General features: G+C 45.0%; 16 protein-coding genes. 14 read left to right on the top strand and 2 right to left on the bottom strand.

Translation table 11 applies throughout. The features are described from left to right. The first annotated feature begins 151 nt into the window (after nt 1-151). The gene (locus RIE73_RS28130; RefSeq protein WP_446404312.1) at nt 152-595 is read left to right on the top strand and encodes a DUF4332 domain-containing protein; all 444 of its coding nucleotides are present in this window, start codon (nt 152-154) and stop codon (nt 593-595) included. Between the two features lie 250 nt (nt 596-845). Here RIE73_RS28130 and RIE73_RS28125 read toward each other — a convergent pair whose 3' ends face one another. Then, the gene (locus RIE73_RS28125; protein WP_446404311.1) at nt 846-2,219 is read right to left on the bottom strand and encodes an IctB family putative bicarbonate transporter; all 1,374 of its coding nucleotides are present in this window, start codon (nt 2,217-2,219) and stop codon (nt 846-848) included. Nucleotides 2,220-2,233: 14 nt separating this feature from the next. Here RIE73_RS28125 and RIE73_RS28120 point away from each other — a divergent pair, with 14 nt between their 5' ends. From RIE73_RS28120 to RIE73_RS28070, 11 genes are all read left to right on the top strand, one after another. Then, nucleotides 2,234-2,380: a hypothetical protein gene (locus RIE73_RS28120; protein ID WP_446404310.1), complete on the top strand. Its 147-nt coding sequence runs from the start codon at nt 2,234-2,236 to the stop codon at nt 2,378-2,380. Nucleotides 2,381-2,500: 120 nt separating this feature from the next. After that, on the top strand, nt 2,501-3,313 hold the full coding sequence (locus RIE73_RS28115; protein WP_446404309.1) for a pentapeptide repeat-containing protein: 813 nt from the start codon (nt 2,501-2,503) through the stop codon (nt 3,311-3,313). Nucleotides 3,314-3,522: 209 nt separating this feature from the next. After that, on the top strand, nt 3,523-5,370 hold the full coding sequence (locus RIE73_RS28110; protein WP_446404308.1) for an ABC transporter ATP-binding protein: 1,848 nt from the start codon (nt 3,523-3,525) through the stop codon (nt 5,368-5,370). Nucleotides 5,371-5,616: 246 nt separating this feature from the next. Then, nucleotides 5,617-6,213 (top strand): DUF4352 domain-containing protein, encoded by a 597-nt coding sequence (locus RIE73_RS28105; RefSeq protein ID WP_446404307.1) that lies wholly within the window; start codon nt 5,617-5,619, stop codon nt 6,211-6,213. Nucleotides 6,214-6,239: 26 nt separating this feature from the next. After that, complete coding sequence (locus tag RIE73_RS28100) at nt 6,240-6,773, top strand: hypothetical protein (protein WP_446404306.1); 534 nt, start codon at nt 6,240-6,242, stop codon at nt 6,771-6,773. After that, nucleotides 6,751-7,329 carry a PIN domain-containing protein gene (locus tag RIE73_RS28095; protein ID WP_446404305.1) on the top strand — a complete coding sequence of 193 codons (579 nt, stop codon included), beginning with the start codon at nt 6,751-6,753 and terminating at the stop codon, nt 7,327-7,329. Before RIE73_RS28100 ends, RIE73_RS28095 begins: the two co-directional genes overlap by 23 nt. Before the next feature lie 241 nt (nt 7,330-7,570). Continuing rightward, complete coding sequence (locus RIE73_RS28090; RefSeq protein ID WP_446404304.1) at nt 7,571-8,263, top strand: hypothetical protein; 693 nt, start codon at nt 7,571-7,573, stop codon at nt 8,261-8,263. Nucleotides 8,264-8,326: 63 nt separating this feature from the next. Further along, nucleotides 8,327-8,893: a hypothetical protein gene (locus RIE73_RS28085; protein ID WP_446404303.1), complete on the top strand. Its 567-nt coding sequence runs from the start codon at nt 8,327-8,329 to the stop codon at nt 8,891-8,893. Between the two features lie 368 nt (nt 8,894-9,261). Then, nucleotides 9,262-9,480: a DUF433 domain-containing protein gene (locus RIE73_RS28080; RefSeq protein WP_446404302.1), complete on the top strand. Its 219-nt coding sequence runs from the start codon at nt 9,262-9,264 to the stop codon at nt 9,478-9,480. 147 nt (nt 9,481-9,627) lie between these two features. Then, entirely contained in the window at nt 9,628-12,843 is a 3,216-nt protein-coding gene (locus RIE73_RS28075; RefSeq protein ID WP_446404301.1) for a CHAT domain-containing protein, read from the top strand. 397 nt (nt 12,844-13,240) lie between these two features. Further along, nucleotides 13,241-14,842: an AAA-like domain-containing protein gene (locus RIE73_RS28070; RefSeq protein ID WP_446404300.1), complete on the top strand. Its 1,602-nt coding sequence runs from the start codon at nt 13,241-13,243 to the stop codon at nt 14,840-14,842. Between the two features lie 38 nt (nt 14,843-14,880). Here RIE73_RS28070 and RIE73_RS28065 read toward each other — a convergent pair whose 3' ends face one another. Continuing rightward, nucleotides 14,881-16,578 (bottom strand): 4Fe-4S binding protein, encoded by a 1,698-nt coding sequence (locus RIE73_RS28065; RefSeq protein WP_446404299.1) that lies wholly within the window; start codon nt 16,576-16,578, stop codon nt 14,881-14,883. A gap of 574 nt (nt 16,579-17,152) precedes the next feature. Here RIE73_RS28065 and RIE73_RS28060 point away from each other — a divergent pair. Continuing rightward, complete coding sequence (locus RIE73_RS28060) at nt 17,153-17,371, top strand: hypothetical protein (RefSeq protein WP_446404298.1); 219 nt, start codon at nt 17,153-17,155, stop codon at nt 17,369-17,371. A gap of 111 nt (nt 17,372-17,482) precedes the next feature. Beyond that, a complete protein-coding gene (locus RIE73_RS28055; protein WP_446404297.1) occupies nt 17,483-20,863 on the top strand; it encodes a WD40 domain-containing protein in 3,381 nt (1,126 codons plus the stop codon). Nucleotides 20,864-20,869: the final 6 nt, after the last annotated feature.

Here is a 20,869-nt window from a genome sequence, read left to right as displayed (position 1 = left end):
TCGGTGCAACCTGCAAGACCGTCACACAAAGTCGAGTAGCTGCTTGTTGGGGGTTAAACTAGACATTGCCTGATTATATCACAGAAAATGTCCAGTTATGTCACTAATTGTCTAGATATTTACGGACTGTTAGTTAACCCCAATCCCCAGAATGTCTAATCAACCTAAAATCCATCGTCGTAGTATTCCCGTCCGCGATCGCGCGATCGAACAGCTTCCGGGATTGAGTGAGCCAGATTGCGCTAAACTTCAGCAACAGGGAATTACCACAATAGGTCAACTCCTGAAACGAGCGAATAGTCGCCAATCGCAACAGGTTCTCGCTAATCAACTGCAAATCAAGGCACAATATGTACATAAATGGGTGGCACTGGCAGATTTAGCTCGCGTACCCAGTATTGGCTGCGAATACTGCGGATTATTGCTGCACGCGGGCATTATTTCGGTCAAGCAGCTTGCTCAAACACCGACTCACAAGTTACACCAGCAACTTTTGCGGCTCCAAGTGGCAACGATGCAACGGCGTGATCTGAGTCCGACTGTTGATCAAGTCGCCGCTTGGATTCAACAAGCACGGATGTTGGTTAAGGAATGATATCGTGTCCGGTGGAATACTTACACTATCGGTGGAGACAAGGCAGAGGGCAGAAGGCAGAAGGCAGAGGGTAGAAGGGAAGGAGGAAGGTTGCAAGGTACAAGGGAATAATGACTGTTTGGACGGACATGATATAACCAGTTAACAAGCTCCCTAAAAGCAGCTACATTATGTTCCTCATAGTCTTCTACCCTGGAGCCTTCGGACTTCTGCCTTCTTGTACTAGCCATCTTGCACAGCCGTTGAGGTATCAGGTATCAGCTTGAGGCGGCAGATAATAACTGGCAATAATTGCCACCATCAACCACCATACTGTACTCACTTGGGGACGATACCAAACCGTGTCCACTAAACCATGAGACAACATTCCTGCCATAGTTGCGATCGCGGCGATTAACCAAAAGCCTTGAGGATTACGCCGGATGCGGAGTCGGTTGATCTGTTGTATGCCACGATTCACTGTAACCACGAGTAGCCAGAGAAAGCAAAGCAAGCCAATTAAACCGGTTTCAACTGCCACTTCCAAAAAGATAGAATAGGCACTCAATGCCGTATATTTAGGACGTTGGTACAGGGGATAGATCTTATTAAAAGCATCATTTCCCGGACCAATACCAATAATCGGGCGATCGCGAATCATATCCATCACCGCCGCCCATACATTGATCCGGAAATTATTACTACTATCTTCCCGCCCTGCAAAAATACTCGCCACTCGCACTCGCACCGGTTCAACAAATAGCACCGCCAGGATAATCACCGCCGCACAAGTTCCCAGCATCGTCGGCATTGCCCAAGGACGCCATTTTTCCGGTAATTGAACACTATACCAATACACGACCAGAACCGAGAAGACAAACAAACAAGCGACAAAACCAATCCAGCCGCCGCGACTAAACGTGAGAACCAGACAAGCAGAATTGACCACAAACATGGTTACCGCCAAGGCTTTCGGAAGCCATCTCGCCCAAGTAAACACCCCGGCTAAACTCAACGCCACAGCCGGAATCAAATAACCCGCTAATAGATTCGGATTGCCCAAATAACTATAAACCCGCGTCAAATCCGCCGCCGCCGAATTGGGATCAGTCCACGTTGCCAACGCTTCTGCACCAAAATACCACTGTCGCATCCCGTAAACGCTAACAATTAACGAAATATGCAGGAAAACGCCGATTACCCAAGAACGCAGACGGGTTGATCGGAGTACCCGTGCCATTAGCGCAAAGAATAATAAGTATAGTGTTAGTTTCACCAACCCCTGACGGGCTGCCACTTTCACCGGAGACATGGCTGTGGCAACGGTGGCAATAGACCAATACAGTAACACCAACAGATGAATCGGTGTCACCTGGGGGCGTTCTCTCTCATCCGAGAGTGTCAGCAGTAGCCAAAACCCAGCACAAGCAATTAACAACACCCCAATCAGTGCAGTAGAGACAAAGGGCGCAACAGCAAAAACAATCGCGACTAATAACGCGCCCAAGGGTTCCGCCCACTGAAGCAGCCAACTCCCCCGACGCCAAGCTTGCAGCAATCCCACGACGCGATATAAATAGCTAGCGCCGCGCCACTGATAGAAACGTAAATTTGATAGAGTAACCTGTTGCCAAGCTGAATTCATAGACTGGTGATTAGTTGATTGTTTACGATTTAGCACGCGATCGCACTTCCCAGGGATGTGGGGTTAAAACCTTGAGAGATACGTTACTCAATCAGCTTACTCCACCGGAAGGGAATCGACCTCAGGATAAGTCTGGGCAAGAATCGGTCAACTTAAGCTAAAAACCAATACTGGCAGGTTAAACTCATCGGTCGTGAAGATTTGGGCAATAACCCAATACACTAGAACTATCCCGCCACCCCCCAACCTTGTGCTAACGGCTCAACAGGTGCTATACGGCAATGTCATCTAACCATTTAGACCACTACTACAGAATACTGGGACTCGAACCCGGTGCCTCTCTAGAAGACGTGAACCAAGCCTACAAAGACTTGGCATTTATTTGGCATCCAGATCGCGTCCCCGAGGACAATCAGCGCTTGCGCCAGAAAGCCGAAGCCAAACTCAAGGAAATTAACCAAGCGCGAGACAAACTGCGATCGCACAACCCCAAAACGCCCAAACCCTCATCCCCACCGCCGCGCCAATCGGCAGCTAATACCTATTATTACCGGGCTAAATCGCCCCGACGAGAACCGACTCAATCGCGGCGTTACTATCAACCCCGAGAACCGAAACAATCCCCCTCCTCATCTAGGAGTTACCATCAACCCAGAGAACCCAAGCAACCCCCCTCCTCATCCAGGAATTACTACCCACCCAGAAGGCGATCTCGTTCTGGGCGATCGCATCCCGATCTCAGTGGTAGTAATTTTCAGGGGGTTGATCTGAAAGAAAAAGACTTATCTGGACGCAATCTAAGTCATGCCAATCTCAGTCAAGCTAACCTGACCGATGCATTTTTACATAATGTGAATCTCACCGGTGCGAATTTAGAGGGAGCCAATCTGTTTCGTGCTAACTTATTTCAAGCCTGTTTAGTTCAGGCAAATTTACGGGATACTAATTTAATTGGTGCGGATTTGAGTGGTGCGGATTTGAGTGGGGCGGATTTGCGAGGCGCTAAGGTAGGGACAGCCGACCGAGTGTTGGTTAAATTAACGGGAGCTATTTTATCAGGGGCGATTTTACCCGATGGTAGAATTCATGAGTGATTTTTGTCATTTGTCATTCGTCATTCGTCATTCCAGATAGGTTAACCTGTATGCTAGAAGACCGTTCCCCGTACCCACACCTTGAACAGTTAACAATCCTCAAAATAGGGGCGCGAAGGTTTCTTTGCCATTAATTTGAATGGGCGAATGTACGACTGTACGACTGTACGACTGTATGACTGTATGACTTCTGCAAACCAGGGTTTACTATGACTAAAGTATCATCACCAACCGCTAGAGGCGCTAACCGACGTGGGGAGACCGATTGGCGACTTTTCCGGAGATTAATTCCTTATGCACTTAGGAAAAAACGCCTACTGATCACAGCGATTATTTTACTCGTTCCCGTATCCATTCTGGGCGCGATTCAACCCTTAATTATTGGGCAAGCGGTTTCCTTGATCCGTCAAGAAGAAACCTGGTGGTTTCTGGATAATCGTTCTTTATCCGAAGGCATTAATATTCTGGCGACTCTGTTATTACTGAGTATCATTATCCGATTATCCTGTAGCGTTTTCCAGAAATTCCTGGAAGAAAACTTAGGTCAGCAAATTACCGCCGGAATTCGCAATGATTTATTTGACCATATTACCTCCCTAGCGGTGCGATTTTTTGACCGAACCCCGGTCGGAAAACTGATTACCCGGATCACCAGCGATGTGGAAGCATTAGGATTAGTCTTTTCCAGTGGTGCCATAGGCATTCTCAATGATATTTTCTCTATGCTGGTTATTGCCGTTTTTATGTTTTCCCTGCAATGGCAACTGGCGATAATTTTGATCTTAATGCTATTTCCAGTTATGGGGTTAATTGTCTACTTCCAGCAGCAATATCGCAAAGCCAATTATAAAGCGAGGGAAGAACTATCCACCCTCAACTCAATGCTGCAAGAAAATATCGCTGGGATTAATATTGTGCAGCTATTTCGCCGGGAACAAGTGAATACTGAGATGTTTCGGGCGGTGAACCAGCGCTATGTCGCAGAAGTCGATAAAACCATCTTTCACGATTCCGCTGTATCCGCCACATTAGAGTGGATTTCTTTGGTGGCGATCGCGGCAGTATTATGGTTAGGAGGCTGGTTAATTCTGCAAGATAATCTCAGTTTTGGGGTCTTATCTGCCTTTATTCTTTACGCCCAGCGTTTGTTTAATCCCTTGCGGCAGTTTGCTGACAAGTTTACCATGTTCCAAGCTGGATTCACGGCACTTGAACGGGTGAGTGATATTATGCATGAACCGATTGAAATTCGTGATCCAGAGTTATCCCAGGCGGCGTTAGTTTCAGAACAATCGAGAACCAATGGTAAGGGACACATAACACCCCATAGAGGTGAAATCCGCTTTGAACATGTCTGGTTTGCCTATAAAGATGATGACTATGTTCTCAAGGACTTAGATTTTACCATTCGCCCTGGAGAAAAAGTGGCGTTAGTGGGTCCCACGGGTGCGGGAAAGAGTTCGATTATTCGCTTATTGTGTCGCCTCTATGAAGCGACAAAGGGACGTATTTTAGTGGATGGGATTGATATTCGCGATTTGCCCCAAGCTGAATTACGGCGTCAGATGGCGGTTATTCTGCAAGAGGGGTTCTTGTTTGCTGGGGATGTTAAAAGTAATATTACCTTGGGCGAAGACTACTCGATTGAACAAGTGAAAGCAGCGGCGGAATCCACAAATGTGGCACAATTTATCGAACAACTTCCGCAAGGCTATGATACTCAACTTCGGGAGAGGGGAACCAATCTTTCTGGGGGTCAAAAGCAGTTATTGGCATTTGCCCGGGCGGCGATTCGTAATCCGCAAATTTTGGTGTTAGATGAAGCAACGGCGAGTTTAGATGTAGGCACCGAAGCGTTAATTCAACAAGCCCTTGATCATTTATTGGAAAAACGCACGGCAATTATTATCGCCCACCGTCTCTCAACCATTCGCAACGTAGACCGAATTTTGGTGCTGAAGCGGGGTGAGTTGGTGGAATCCGGTTCTCATGAACACCTGTTGCACCAGAATGGTTTGTATGCAGCGTTGTATAAGTTGCAGATGTTGGGAAGTTAGGGTATTTGTCATTTGTCATTTGTCATTTGTCTCAAATCGAAACGACAAGAGGGCGGGTTTTGTTGATCAGTTATCGGTATACCCATCAATTAAACGGCTAAACCCGCCCCTACAATAAGATATAACGAAGATATAACGTTTACCTCCTGCCTTCTACCTGTTTGCCTAGATTCGTTTGATTTGCCCAAGTTTTGGTCAATTGATTACGTTTCTTTTTCTTGTTCATATTGACAAAGAAAACTAAGTATGTATAAAACCCTAAAAAGAATCAGTGCGATCGCGTCGATTACTCTCCTCAGTTTAGCCCTAGGATGTTCTCCGTCAGAACAAAATTCTGAGACGATTGAAAGCCGCGATCGCACGTCGGATGAAACGGCTGAATCTCCTTCCACCAAGCCCATTTCAGCACCAACCCATTCGGTCGGTGAAGTCATTTCCATCAGCCAAAACAATCTCAATCTCCAATTTACTGTTAATAGTACCAGGGTGCATCCGGGAAAAGGTGTGATTCAACCCAATAAAGGGAATCAGTGGGTAGTCGTCGATACAACAATTGTTAATCAAGGACAACAACCACAAACCTTTTCCGTCGTTTCCTTTGACGTTATCGATAGCAACAATAACACCTACGAAGTGGCGCTTTTAGCCAGTGCATTGGAGGATATTGAAACACCGACAGGTGAAATTAGTCCCGGCGATCAACGACAGGGACAGCTTGTGTTTGAAGTTCCCGAAGATACGACCAATTTAAAACTGTTATTTCAGCCGAATCCGATTGAGTGTGAAGAAAAATCAACAGCCGCCAACGGATTAAATTGTCAACCCATTGTTGTTAAACTATAACCAATCACCCATCACCAATCAACCCTATGGAAACCGCCAATCCGATATTCCGCCATCAAATCTCTGCTGATGTCATTGCCTTAGACAAACAGGGACGAGTTATTCTAGTTGCTGATGTCAGAGGTAGCCGTGTGGTTAAGCTTACCCTCCCTCAATTTACCTCCTACCTAAAAGCCACACAAACCGTCGTTCCATTCGCCATGCTAGTTGACCCCGAAACGATTCAAATTGTTCAATGGGATGGCGTCAATTGGTCTGAGGCGATCTGTTCCCTAAAGACAACGGATGTGGTAAAACCATATATCAGAGACTTTGATAGTTATAAGCGTGACTATCAGCATCAACAAATAACTGGAGGTTACTTAGAAATATTACTTTTAGCATGGCTGGATGATTTAGCCTTCCACTGGAAGTTAGAAACACCGCCAGCATCAGAAGCATTAGCAGCCATTGGTTTATTAGAACGACTAGATCAGGGTAGCACCAAACGTGAGGTAGAAATTTCAGGTGATACTATACTTAGAGACGAACTTTCTCATGAGTATTTGTACTGGGCGTGATTTATTAGCGACTACATTGCTGCAAAATACGCCATCATCGGTGCAGCTAGTCATGCCAAGTATTTGTTTAATGGAATCCTTATCAGCGTTAGAAAATGAGCAAAAATACCGCCGACGTTTTGAAAATGAACTAAATTTACAAATTAGTCAGTTACGACGAGATAGAACCTCATCTCATGCGAGGTCGATGTTGGCGCTTTTAATGGAGTCTAAAACTGAAAATGAGCAGCTACTTGCAGAGGTAAAAATGCGTCTGTATCAAGCGATTAACCGGATATCTGAAAAAGCCGAACTCATTGCTTTAACGCCAGCCATAATCCAAGATAGTTTAACTATTTCTTTAATTGATCAAGATTATACAGATAATCTGATTCTTCACTGTATTCTACATCAGGCACAATCCTACCCGACGGAAACTCAAGTATTTTTGAGTAATAATGAACGGGACTTTGGTACACCCGAAGTTCAAGCCGCGTTGGGCAATGTAGGAATTACAAATTATTTTAGTAGCACTCAAGTCTTGCTCAATTGGCTACAATCTCAGCAATCTGAATAAACAACAGAAATGCTCGTTCGTTCGTAGTTGCGCTTTAGCGCCATCAACGCTTGCATCACACCCTTTAAATCAATGACAAAGTTGATTAACTGAATCACCCCATCCTGATAAGTACAATTTTTGCACAACTCAGCGTTTCTTTATATTAATTTAATCAATGGCGAATCAAGTAGAGACTTGGGACGACGTGAGATATAATAAATTCAACCATCATCCCATTACCGACCAATAGAGCAATCATGTGCATCCCCTAGAAATCAAGGATCAACTCAAATCCCTAATGAAAGAGGCATCATCGATAGAACCCTGTTTAGCGAAACGGTTAGATGAGATCAACCGCTGGGTGAAAGACATCAAGCCAGGTTCGCTTACGGCTAAAAAATTTGTCATGGCATTTTTGTTAGAGGTGATTCGAGATGCTGACCTTTGGCTAGCGATCAAAGCCTTAACCTCTCCCGAGTTGCAGGACTCTGCCTTTGAGCAAATGACGCCCACGGAACAATATTGGTATCGTTATCTTTTTCCCCAATGGCTAAACACCAGTGATCCAAAATTTTACATTTGGAAACAAAAATTGATGTCAAGCGAATTCAGTCAAACGGACGATGATATTCTTAACTCTATAGCTCAAACAATTGAGAGTCGAGGGGGTACAGTTTGGCGACGCTATATCGCCGATTTTTCAATGGCAACAGATCTGATTGTTAGTTATCGTCAAAGAAAGCCCCTTTGCCTTCAGGTGACGAGCGTGAGTAATGACCATTCTCAAAAAAAATATGAAAATTGGCAGGATACGCTGCAAATGTGGGTAATTGATAGAGGACTTTTCCTAAGTTATAACCCAGGAAAGCCCGATTTTTTGGAGCAGTTAGTAACCATAACACTTCATAACAGTGACTTTCTTCCTCTGGGACGTTATCTCCAATTTCCCTAACGGGGCAGATTGGTTCTGACGACCGAATTTTTTTTAGCACAAACGGAATTTTCTATCTAACTTATGGTCACCAAACAACAAAATTACAGTCATGATGACTTAGGCGCTTTTTCGGAAGCGCTGGAAAAATCCCGGAAAATGCAGCAGGATTGGCTGACTCATGGACTTGATTTTGTGAATTTGTATATTGAGGATATCGAGGGAGATTGGTTAGACAGGTGGGACGATGATGAAATAACAGGAGAGAGTTCTGTCGCCGTAGCATCAGATCAGACATTGATTGAACCCTCAATTGTCGAATTTATCGGTGCTTTTTTGGCAAGTGATTATCCCGCTGCAATTTGGGCGCGAGACAGTGATCATCCCTTAGCACAACGAGTGCAGCAGCAAATGGAAACTGAGGGATTAGCTCAAATTATTGCCCAGTTGGAAGGCTGTTTGAGTATTGCTGATGAATCGGATAGGCTGCATGAAGCGATCGCGATTTTGGCAGGTGGGGTTACGGTTGCAGAGATGACCCGCGATTCTGGGGATGAGGAAGATGAGTTTAAGTTATTTGATTTAGCCGAAAGTTTGTTGGAGAAATTAGCGGAACTGAAAGAAAGAGAATGGAGAATTATGGGGAATTGAGGTGAATGGATCTGTTTGCAGGGAAGAAAAGGGCGCAGGTTGGTCATTGGTGTCAACTTAAGGTAAAGAGCAGGGAGAGCGGGAGGTGTAGGGGCGGGTTTTACAGATAACTTATGGCAAAAACTTTGTCGGGGCGGGTTTAGTTATATCTGGGTGCAACCGAAAAGATAGTAGTTAAAAGAACCCCTACATAAAACCCGCCCTTCTCCAGTAGCAGAAAATTAGAATGGGTAAGAATTATGGCTTAAGTTGATACGGGCGCACGCCGTGCGCCCCTACAAATAATTGTCTTTATAGAGGTGCAATATTTTAGTTTAGAACGCTACATTTTATAATCAAAAGTTACTGACTCCTCCAGGAAAATTGATATGAATCCAGAAACTCTATTATCCAGAATTTCTATCGATCCCAATATTTGCCATGGTAAGCCCTGTATTCGAGGTCATCGCATTTGGGTTTCTCTAATTCTTGACTATTTAGCGAGTGGGATGACTGTCGAGGAGATTCTTGATGGATATCCGAGTATCGAACGGGATGACATATTTGCTTGTATCGCTTATGGCGCTGAACTGGCAAACCTTATTTGATAAATTAGAATTACGACCCGAAACTGTAGGGGCGCATGGCGTGCGCCCGATTCAATGGTAAAATCTATTACGCTAAAATCTCTGAAGTAGCGAATGAACCAGACCAGTAATAAAAATCTTAGTCAATTGGCAGAAAATTGAATTAATATGGCAAAAGGATTTGGCAATAATAAGAATAAAAAACACAAAAAACGTAAAATAGAGCCTCCTTCTTTCTTGGCTGAGGTATTGGGAGTAATTGGACAAAGCCCGGATGATTTAGAAAGAGTATATTCACTGCTACAAGCTAACTCACATAAACTGAATGATGATTTTTTACAGCAGTTTGGCAAGTGGGCAGATACTACCCTAGGGAAAGGTGAGTCTAAAGCCGCACGATTTATCTCGTTAAAAATTATCCAATTTAGCACATTACTGATGCAATTCCCACTAGGCAATAGGGCAATCAATTTAGAGATTGCCATTAAAGGTTATGAAATTGTGTCTGAAATGTTTAGTCAGGCAATAAAGTTCGAGGAAAAGCTACTTTGGTCAGGACTTCTAAATAATTTGAGTTGGGCTTACACGAACCGGATACGTGGAAATAGAACTGAGAACTTAGAAAAAGCTATTTGGGTTGGTAAACAAGCATTGACAATAGATACCCGAAAAAAAATTCCTCAACTCTGGGCAGGGATTCACAATAATTTAGGAGGGGCTTACAGCAACCGAGTCTTGGGACAAAAAGCTGATAACTTGGAAGAGGCAATCCGACACTTTCAAGCAGCTTTAGACGTCTGCACCCGTGAGACAATACCCTCAGAATGGGCAAGGCTGCAACATAATTTTGGAGATACCTATCTTCATAGAATTCGGGGAAATCGAGCAGAAAACTTGGAAGTAGCCATTAAGTATATCGAAGCGGCGCTGGAAATCTATACTAAGGAGATGTTTCCTAAAGAGTGGGCAAATGCTCAAAACACGTTGGCAGTTACCTATCAGGAACGAATTCGCGGAGATCGATCGGAAAATCTGGAAAAAGCGATCGCCTACTGTCAAGCCGCCTTGCAAGTTCATACCCGTGAGGTGTTTCCCCAGAAATGGGTGCAGACACAAATGAATCTGGCTAATGCTTACCGTGATCGGATTCGGGGGAATCTGGCAGAAAATCTGGAAATAGCTATTGCTGCATACAAATCTGCCTTACAAGTCGCCACTAAAGAGGAATTTCCTAGAGAATGGGCTACGATTCAAAACAATCTAGGCATGGTTTACTCGAAGCGGACATACGATGCCGAACATCAGGAACGAGCGATCGCCGCTTATGAAGCTGCTTTACAAGTTTACAGCCAAGAGACGTTTCCCAAAGAATGGGCAATGGCTCAAAAAAATTTGGGCCTTGTCTACAGTGAACGAATTCGTGGCAATCAAACAGAAAACTTAGAGAAAGCAATGACAGCTTACCAAGCTGCCTCTCAAGTCTTTAGCTGTGATGCTTTTCCCGACTATTGGGCTAAAAACCAAAATAATCTGGCTATTGCCTATACAAATCTAGGGCAAATTGAGGAAGCGATCGCTTGTTGTCGGTTAGCTTTAGAAGTTTTTACACCAATCGCATTTCCGGCGGAGTGCTTTATAGCTGCACGCCAATTCGGTGAGATTGCGGCAAAGGCAAAGCGTTGGGCAGAATCTATTGAGGGATACGGTATTGCCATTGAAGCTGTAGAAACCAGTCGCAGTTGGGCAACATCTGAATCTCGCCGTCAAGAGATTTCGGCAAAAGCCTTTCATATCTATCACAATATGGTGCAAGCTTGTATCAATGCGGGACAACTGGAAAAAGCCCTGGAAACCGTCGAGCGATCGCGGGCTAAACGTTTGGTCGATTTAATGGCAAGTAATGACCTTTACCAGAGTGATGAAATTGCCCCAGATGTCAAGGAATTGTTGCAAAAGTTTGATAATTTGCAACAGCGGATTGACCAAGAACGAATACAGAAGAAGTCCAGCCATAATCGAGAACTGATGGGGATAGAAAGCCATCCCAGAAACCGCGCTGCATTCCAAGCCGACAACGACGCGATCGCATCCTTAGAAGCTGACAAACTGCACGTCTGGGAACAACTTAGACGCCTTGATCCGGTACTGGCTGGAGAAATTAAAGTTGATGCGCCTAACTTTGCTCAGATACAACAACTTATTGACGAACCGACTACTGCCATTCTGAGTTTCTATACCACGACTAACGACCTACAGTTATTCATTCTACGACAAAATCAACTGACGCTTCACACTTGTCCCGGTCAAGGAATTAATACCCTGCAAGGTTTTATTTCTCAGAACTGGTTAAAACCTTATATTGAGGATAAGTTGAACTGGAAAAGCCATATCAACACATTTCTCAACGAACTCTCTCAACGGCTGCAACTGACTGAACTGATTACCAACCATTTACAGGGTATTAACGAACTGATTATTATTCCTCACTTATTGCTGCATCAAATTCCCTTTGCGGCTTTACCGATTCCGAACTCCTCTCCCGCCTCAAAGAATGATGCAAGTCGAGACTATTTCGCAGATAAATTCCTCATCCGTTATACCCCCAGTTGCCAAATCTTAACATTTTGCCACCAACGCCGCGATCAGGATGTAGAGATATTACCTGCAACCCAATATGGCACAGTTGAAGATGCCACAGATGACCTGCCTTTTGCCAGTTTTGAAGGCGAACAAATCGCCCGGTTACATAATATTCCCGATAACCTACGATTAAAAGGGAAGACTCAAGCCACGGTTAAAAATTATCGCCAACTGGTCAATCAAGTCCAAGTGATTCACTCCAGTCACCATGCCGAATTTCGCCTGGATAATCCATTGGAATCGGTACTTAAATTAGCGGATGGTCATATTACATTAGGGCAATTAATGACACCGGGATGGCGTTTACCTGATTTATTCGATGTCTTTCTCTCCTGCTGCGAGACAGGTTTAGGGTTGCCGGAAATTACCGATGATAGTCTCACCCTTTCCACGGGATTTTTATGTGCGGGGGCGAGAAGTGTGGTTAGCACCCTTTGGTCAGTGGCTGATTTAGCTACAGCTTTATTCTCCATTTTTTACTATCAACAGCGACAACAGGGAAAAAATCGTCCTGAAGCGCTGCGACACGCTCAAATTAAATTAAGAGAACTCCAGAAAGACGAACTGCTAAATCGAGAGGATATCAAAGAATTTTGCCAACAAGCAGAAGTAAAGCGGAAAGAGGCAAGACAGAAATACTATAGAATAACGAAGCAAATTCAAGCCATAAAAAAATCTCCAGATGAATATCCCTTCTCACAACCGCGATTCTGGGCGGCATTTACCTGCCAAGGCTTACGCTGAATTGGTCAGTCCGTGTAGATGAGAAATTAGTGACTGGGAAGCTAAATTGAGTGTCTATATCTAGAGAGGAATAATTTGTCCTAAGTTATAAGCTGTTCGGCATTTAAACCTTAATGTCAAAAACTGAAAAATTGTTGTAATGCGAGCATCTTGCTCGCTACCCATTCCCAATTTAAATGCGTGACAGCTTAACGGTTAGGACTTTCTTGACGGCTGAAACTTCTCCGGCTCCCCCAGCTCCCCCCGCTTCCCTATCCTCTGTAGATTGGCGAAACTACCCCTAACTTAGCTACCTGTGCGGGTGGCGAGAAGTTCCCTACAATGGGGAATAAACCGTTAGGGGAAGGTGTTCAACTTAGGGGAACTCCCCAGCGTTCTTACCAGGTGGGACTTGTCGATGGCTAGACCGAACTATGGGCCTCAAGCGAAAAAACGGGCAAAACGCTTGTTAGAAGCGTTGCTGGCTTACGCGAATGATGAGTTGGAGAATACAGAACATCTGCGGATTAAGGTCAACTGGCAAAGTGAGAAGCAGTTGGTTGTCAGGACTAAGGTGCGATTTCTCCAAGAACTGACATCCTTAGATCCCTATGAAGGTAAATTAAATAGCGAACAAATTAAGGAAGCGCTAAAACGACTAGCAGATTTTGTCGAGATTCTGGAAGATAATCGTCCCGGAAAGAAAGGGTTGCATGATTGGCACTTTACCCTGAAACTCTGGCACAAACGGTACGATAAAGAGGCGATTATGCAACGGTTCAATCTAGAGTGGGAACGTCGCCGCCCGGAAAAGTCCAAACAAGTCGCCCCTAGTACATCAACACCGCATTCTGTAACCACAGGCGTGCAGCCCAAGGAAAACAGGCGCAATGTAGAGACGTGCCATGGCGCGTCTCTTGTAACGTCTGGGAGCAACGTAGAAACGTACTGTGACACGTCTAGGCAAATTTATCGGTCATCGCCACCGTTAGCAAATGGATTAGAACTACCGAATAGTCCCGTGGAACTCAATTCTCAGTTTTATATAGAACGCCCCCCCATTGAGGAGCGTTGTTATCAGACAATTCGTCAAGCTGGGGCGCTAATTCGGATTAAAGCACCTCGACAAATGGGTAAAACGTCGCTGCTGGATCGGATTCTGGACTATGCAGAACAACAGGGTTATGCCACGGTGCGGTTAAATTTGCTACAAGCTGAGGCGGACGTTTTTAGCAGTCTGAATCGCTTTTTGCGCTGGTTGTGTGTTGGTATCAGTTCTAAACTTAAACTTGATGCTCAACTAGATGAGTATTGGGATCAGGATCGGGGCAGTATTGTTAACTGTACAACTTACATCCAAGATCATTTATTAGAACAACTGAATTCCTCGTTAGTTTTGGCATTAGATGAAGCGGATCGGGTGTTTCAGTCTCCAGATATTGCACAAGGATTCTTTCCTATGTTACGCAGTTGGCATGAAGAAGCCAAGACTGTGGATATTTGGGAAGAATTGCGCTTAGTGGTGGCACATTCAACGGAAGATTATGGACCCTTGGATATTAATCAATCCCCCTTTAATGTGGGATTACCGATAGAATTGCCAGAGTTTACCTCGCAACAAGTCGCCGATTTAGCTCAACGCTATCAACTGGATTGGGATGAGACGCAAGTTTTACAGTTAATGGCGATGGTGGGGGGACATCCGTATTTAGTCAGATTGGGACTTTATCACTTAGCCCGTCAGGATGTGACACTCAGCAAATTATTGCAAGATGCGCCAACCGAAGCGGGAATCTATGAGGCACATTTGCGCCGACATTGGGGAATGCTCAGAGAAAATGCGGAATTAGCCGCCGCCTTAAAACAGGTTGTCAGTGCCACCGAACCCGTGCGAATCGAAACCATGCAGGCGTATCAATTATACAGTATGGGACTGATTCAGCGAAAGCGCGATCGCGTCGTTCCTCGTTGTCAGTTATATCGGCAATATTTTCAGCGTATTATGAATTATGAATTATAGCGACCAAAATCGTAGAGACGCGCCATGGCGCGTCTCTACTACTGCTTGATGGCAACCAATTCAGTTTGTTGATGGGGATATAACAGATGGGAATACTCACCACCTAGCTCAGTCAAAACCGTATAATGATCCTCATCGCTTAATCCCAGTTGATGGCGAATGGCTTGCAGTACCTCTAGACTTTGGTATGACTGAAAACGCCCCTCTTCTAATCCATCCTGCAAGACTCCTTTGTAAAGAGAGAAACGGTACTGCTGGCTAAAATTCGGCAGAACTTTCGCCAGAACATAAAGTTCATCGGCTTTCAATTGCTCCAGAGAATGTCCCTCTAAAACCTGAGAAAAATCCACCGGAAGCTTTTGCAGTTGACGCCGGAAACTATGGGTGAGACTTTCCCGATTATACTGCTCGGCGCTGCGATTCCAAGTACGGTAAAGCCAAAGACTGCTAACTACAGCAACAAACCCATCAAAGAGAAATTGCATCGAGACAGGTAAGCGGAGAATCTCGGGACGCCCCCCATAGATAAAGAAAATATTGAACGCCAAAAAGGTGCAAATCGAAAAGACGCGGTGTAGCACCTGTTCCCGGCTGATACTGGGGTTATGGCGTCTTAGAGCAGCGCGGTATACCTTTTCTAATTTTGTACAAATTAGACAACTCATCACCACACAAATCCCTAGGGTTAACGGACAAGCCACCAGTTTAGGAATCGGAATGGGTTGATTGAAGAAGTAAAAACCAGGTTGCCAAAGTGTGGCTAATTGATTCGGTTCATGTACCCAATCTCCGGAAAAGTAATAGTCGAAATTCCCCGCATACAATCCGTAATAGATGAAGTAACCAATTACTAAACCCAAATACCCGTATTGCACGAGTTTCCGTCCCGGATGGCTGAGATAGTGCCAGTAGGATTTTTCGGCATCTTTATCGATACAAGCAGACTTGCAGCCAACACAGGCGCTTTTTTCTTGGCCCTTTGTTTTATCAAAAGTACGACACTCGGATTGGGGAATGGTACGACGTCCTGCTGTATTCGCTGGGGAGCTTAATAATCCCCGTGGACCCGTGAAAACCGTTTGCACGATGCCAAAGGGACAGACATAATGACACCAACTCCGTCCTCCGTACAGGAAAACTACTGTAATTGCAGAGAGAATGGTCAGGATCAAAAACAGCCCTAAAACTGTGCGATCGGAGTTAATAAACAGAATGCGGCAGTTCAAACCAATAAACAGAAGGGCAAATTGCAGATAGAGGTGTTTTTGTGCCAGCCAGCGATTTTTGCGAATATTCAGTCGGGGATTTAAGCCCAAAGCCCGGGGAATTTGAGACAGAAAGTAGAGCGGACAAATCCGTCGCCAGGTGTCATGACCAAAAACCAGGAGAATCATAATTGCACTGGTAACAATCATACCCCAGAAAATGCGTGCGCCCATGGGATAGGCAGCTTGTTCTAGACATTTTCCCTGCACTAATACGCAAGTATGGGGATCGCGAAAAGGACTCAGGAGGTTATTCGGATCAGTTAAGTGATGGGAAATGGGGTCATAAAAGAGAGAGAAAATTAACACCAGCCAACCCAGAGTCAACAAGACTCGGACAGAGTGCATCTTTTTTTCAGAAATCTTACTCAGCACTTCGTTATTGCCTCCTGTATCGGTACAATGATTAAGGTGAGATAACTCTCTCCCTTCAATCAAGTTGAAGAATCGTCGGGAAAAAATTAAATCCACGCATCAAACAATTCTCTGTAACCCGTTGAGTGGCGGAATTGAGAATTAATTCAACAGAGGTGTTTAGGGTAAGTGCGTTTGCCATGACAATCAGAAGTTGAAATTAAACTAGGGTTGGGAGTCAAGGTCAGATTTGGCTCCCGTTTTTTGGGTGTGCGGCTATAGTGCTGCTCGCTCTGCGGCTTTATCGCTACTTAATCAGCTATAGTTCTCAAGGCTGATCACCTATGCACATTTAGAGCATCGGTGATTTGGAGATTCTATGGACTACTCAGATTTCAGTCCTTCCTTTTACGCAGAACGGGCAGTTTTGTAACATTTCTTTACAAAGGTAAAATTGGACTCTATTAACGACTCATTGAAGCAGTTAACCTATACAGATCAAGGTTCTGTGTAGCAAGATTCACAGACTCACGGGTTGTACACATCTGTGAAGCAGGTGAGAGGCTTCGGTTCGGTAGAACCCGATTTTTGGCAGGATTGATGCCTTTCCATTCCTAATATGCTTTCTCATTTGATAAAAAAGTTGAGGAAAATTGAGGATTTTTATAATTCAGTGGAATTGAGGAAATTGATGCCCCAAAATCGTAGTCTAGCAGTAGACACATCGATTAGGACTTTCCGAACTGTTGTAGAGATTCCTCCGGCGGAATGTCTCTACCATAAGATGCGTCCTAACCGCTATGGCGATTGCTCTAGTGGCATTGGTTCATTCCAGAACCTAATTCTGATGAGTTTGTTTCCTGAAGAATGCACCGTATCCAACGGCAACAACAGCGCTCCATTTTATTAAATACAGGTCTTGATAATATACTATAAAATGTGATAAAGTTCTGTCACTTGGATTACACGAGCCGACGCTCTAGCAATTTACTATCAATTCAAACGGATCTAAAATGACTTTATGTCAGATAGCAATTATTACAAAGTAGGAGGAAGTTTAGAGTATCAGCACCCAACCTATGTGGTGCGACAGGCGGATGCTCAATTGTATCAGGGATTAATCAATGGGGAATTTTGTTATGTCCTTAACTCCCGACAAATGGGTAAATCTAGCTTGCGGGTGCAGATGACTAAAAGGCTAAAAGCCCAAGGGGTTAAATGTGCCGCGATTGATATGACTCGCATTGGTAGCCATGTGACGCCAGAGGAATGGTATGGCGGATTGGTGTCTGAATTATTACGCGGGTTTCGACTTTCGAGGAAGGTTAACTTTAGCAACTGGTGGCGCGATCGCTCTTTGTTATCCCCGGTACAACGGTTAAGTGAATTTATTGATGATGTACTGCTAATCGAGTTATCTGAAACTATCGTTATTTTTATTGATGAGATCGATAGTATCCTGAAAATTCAGTTCAAAGATGACTTTTTTTCCTTTATCCGGGCTTGCTATAACCAACGGGTTGATAATCCCGACTATCAACGCCTCACCTTTTGTTTGTTAGGAGTAGCTACGCCATCGGATTTGATTGCAGACAAACAGCGCACCCCGTTTAATATTGGTCAAGCCATTGAGTTAACTGGGTTTACTTTTGCGGAAGCCAAGTCAGCGTTAATCAAAGGATTGCAGAATTATGTAGAGAATCCTAAAACGGTTTTAACGGAGGTATTAAATTGGACAGGAGGACAACCATTTCTAACTCAAAAATTGTGTTCTCTCATTGTTCAAGAACGGGAAAACATGAGTCAGAAATTCGATACCGAAAACTCATCGGCGGCTAACGAGATTGAGGCGTTAGTGCAAAAAAGTATTATAGAAAACTGGGAAGCCTGGGATGAACCGGAGCATTTGAGGACAATCCGCGATCGCATCCTGGCAAATGAACAGCGTGCAGGTAGATTACTGGGACTCTATCAGCAAATCTTACAGCAGGGACAAATCCCCACAGACGACAGTCCAGAACAAGTCGAGTTGCGACTGACAGGCTTAGTCGTTAGACAGCCAGGACATTTAAAAGTTTATAACCCTATTTATGCCGGGATTTTTAACCATCGTTGGGTGGAGCAAGAATTAGCCAATTTGCGACCTTACTCTCAAGCGATTAGAGCCTGGGAGGTATCCAATCGTCAAGATAAATCCCGACTATTGCGCGGCTCGGCATTACAAGAAGCCTTAGAATGGGCAACGAATAAAAGTTTAAGTGTTACCGATTATGCCTTCTTAACCGAAAGCCAACAACAGGAATTAGAGGCAGAACGACAAGCCAAACAAATTTTAGCAGAAGCCAAACAAAAAGCCGAACAACTCTTAGCTGAAGCCAAAGAAGGCACTCGCTTAGAACGAGCGGGTGTGAGTGCATTACAATTGTTTGCAGCCGGAGGGCGGGAAATCGAAGCCTTACTCGCTGCGATGCAGGCGGGACAAGCCCTACTCAAACGAGTGCAAGATGGTCGCTCATTGCCCGATTATCCCGCCACAAGTCCCATCTTTGCCTTACAGCAAATTCTCAGTCAAATTCGAGAATGTAATCAATTTGTTGGGCATCGGGGTGGAATTATCAGTATTAGTTTTAGTCCAGATGGAACGTTGCTTGCCACCGCCTCAACCGATGGCACTGCCAAACTTAGGCAGGTATCCGGTAAAACAATTGCCACCTGTAACCAGCATCAAGGTAAGATCAGTCATATCTGTTTTAGTCCCGATGGACAGTTCCTCGCCACCGCCTCAACCGATGGTACCGCTAAGCTATGGGATTTAGCGGGAACGAACATCGCCACCTGTGAAGGACAAGCTTCAATTTGGAGTGTCTGTTTTAGTCCCGATGGTAAGCAACTGGCGACAGCCTCAGATGATGGCACCGTGCAGCTATGGGATTTATCCGGGAACCCGTTAACCCAATTCAGCGAGTTTCCTGGGGGAGCCTATAGTGTCTGTTTTAGTCCCGATGGTGAGTCTCTGGCTGTGGCGGCGGGAGATGGTTCTGCTAGCTTGTGGAACTTGCCGTATAGATACCAATCTGTGGAATTCAAGGGACATCAAAGTCGAGTTAATAGTATTTGTTTCAGTCCCAATGGTGAGTATCTAGTCACCACGTCAAATGATTACACGGCTAAACTGTGGAACATCTGGGGCTACCCAATTGCTGAATTCAAAGGACATCAAAGTCGGGTCAATAGTGCTAGCTTTCACCCCAATGGGGAATTCCTGGTTACTGCCTCTAATGATAGTACGGTACGATTCTGGGATTTATCGGGAAATAAAATTGGCGAACTTCAGGGGGATAGAGGTGGTGTCAGACAGGTCAGTTTTAGTCCCAATGGTCAACAATTCGCCACGGCTTCGGGAGACCCAATTGCTCGGTTATGGACATTATCTACCCATCAGATTGTCGAATTCAAAGGACATCAAGATTGGGTGAGGGGTATCTGTTTTAGTCCGGATGGGCGGTATCTTGCCACGGCGGCGGCTGACCGCACGGCAAAGCTGTGGGACTTATTGGGAAACCTCATCGTTGAATTTAAGGGACATCAAGACTGGGTGCGGGATGTGTGCTTTAGCCCGGATGGACGATATATTGCCACGGCTAGTGGCTGTACGGTCAGACTGTGGGACGTATCGGGACATTTAATCGTCAAATTTCACGGTCATCGGTACACTGTCGTCAGTGTTCAGTTTAGTCCGGATGGGCGGTATCTTGCCACGGCGGCGGCTGACCGCACGGTTAAGTTGTGGAATTTATCGGGAACGCTGATTGCCACATTGAGAAATCACAGAGGTTGGGTGAGAGGGGTTTGTTTTAGTCCCAATGGTCAGTATCTAGGGACGGCTTCAGATGACCGGAGCCTGAATATCTGGGAGGTATCAGGCAAGCTTGTGGCTGAATTAAACGGACATCGCGCTCCAGTCAGAGGTGTTTGTTTTAGTCCAGATGGCAGGTTTATCGCTTCTGCTTCCGGGGATCATACAGCTCGGCTATGGAATGTAGCTGGAGACTTGATTACTGAATTTGTGGGACATCAGGGTTGGGTACTCAGTGTCTGTTTTAGCCCCAATGGAGACTATATTGCCACGGGTTCAGGGGATGGCACGGCAAAGCTGTGGGATTATCAAGGAAATCTCCTCGCCCAGTTTACCCAGTCTCCCAGCAAGATTACCCGGGTGAGTTTTAGTCCAGATGGCAAACGGTTGGCGACGGCGGCTTCTGACGGTGTGGCACGATTATGGCAAGTGGAAGGCTTAGAGGAACTCCTCTGTCGAGGGTGCAACTGGTTGAAAGAGTATTGGGTCACTCATCCTGAGGAACTGGACAAACTCGATATTTGCCAACAGCAACGTTTTCAGTAGGTTGGC

This window comes from Coleofasciculus sp. C1-SOL-03, from assembly GCF_040220555.1.
In the GTDB taxonomy this organism is placed as follows: domain Bacteria; phylum Cyanobacteriota; class Cyanobacteriia; order Cyanobacteriales; family Coleofasciculaceae; genus Coleofasciculus.
This window is presented reverse-complemented; position numbering and strand designations above follow the sequence as displayed.

Excerpts from the sequence above, each read along its gene's own strand:
- RIE73_RS28075 (WP_446404301.1), top strand. The coding sequence starts at position 9,628 with ATGGCAAAAGGATTTGGCAATAATAAGAATAAAAAACACAAAAAACGT.
- RIE73_RS28060 (WP_446404298.1), top strand. The coding sequence starts at position 17,153 with ATGCCCCAAAATCGTAGTCTAGCAGTAGACACATCGATTAGGACTTTC.
- RIE73_RS28125 (WP_446404311.1), bottom strand. The coding sequence starts at position 2,219 with ATGAATTCAGCTTGGCAACAGGTTACTCTATCAAATTTACGTTTCTAT.
- RIE73_RS28070 (WP_446404300.1), top strand. The coding sequence starts at position 13,241 with ATGGCTAGACCGAACTATGGGCCTCAAGCGAAAAAACGGGCAAAACGC.
- RIE73_RS28115 (WP_446404309.1), top strand. The coding sequence starts at position 2,501 with ATGTCATCTAACCATTTAGACCACTACTACAGAATACTGGGACTCGAA.
- RIE73_RS28095 (WP_446404305.1), top strand. The coding sequence starts at position 6,751 with ATGAGTATTTGTACTGGGCGTGATTTATTAGCGACTACATTGCTGCAA.
- RIE73_RS28085 (WP_446404303.1), top strand. The coding sequence starts at position 8,327 with ATGGTCACCAAACAACAAAATTACAGTCATGATGACTTAGGCGCTTTT.
- RIE73_RS28100 (WP_446404306.1), top strand. The coding sequence starts at position 6,240 with ATGGAAACCGCCAATCCGATATTCCGCCATCAAATCTCTGCTGATGTC.
- RIE73_RS28055 (WP_446404297.1), top strand. The coding sequence starts at position 17,483 with ATGTCAGATAGCAATTATTACAAAGTAGGAGGAAGTTTAGAGTATCAG.
- RIE73_RS28080 (WP_446404302.1), top strand. The coding sequence starts at position 9,262 with ATGAATCCAGAAACTCTATTATCCAGAATTTCTATCGATCCCAATATT.
- RIE73_RS28105 (WP_446404307.1), top strand. The coding sequence starts at position 5,617 with ATGTATAAAACCCTAAAAAGAATCAGTGCGATCGCGTCGATTACTCTC.
- RIE73_RS28130 (WP_446404312.1), top strand. The coding sequence starts at position 152 with ATGTCTAATCAACCTAAAATCCATCGTCGTAGTATTCCCGTCCGCGAT.
- RIE73_RS28110 (WP_446404308.1), top strand. The coding sequence starts at position 3,523 with ATGACTAAAGTATCATCACCAACCGCTAGAGGCGCTAACCGACGTGGG.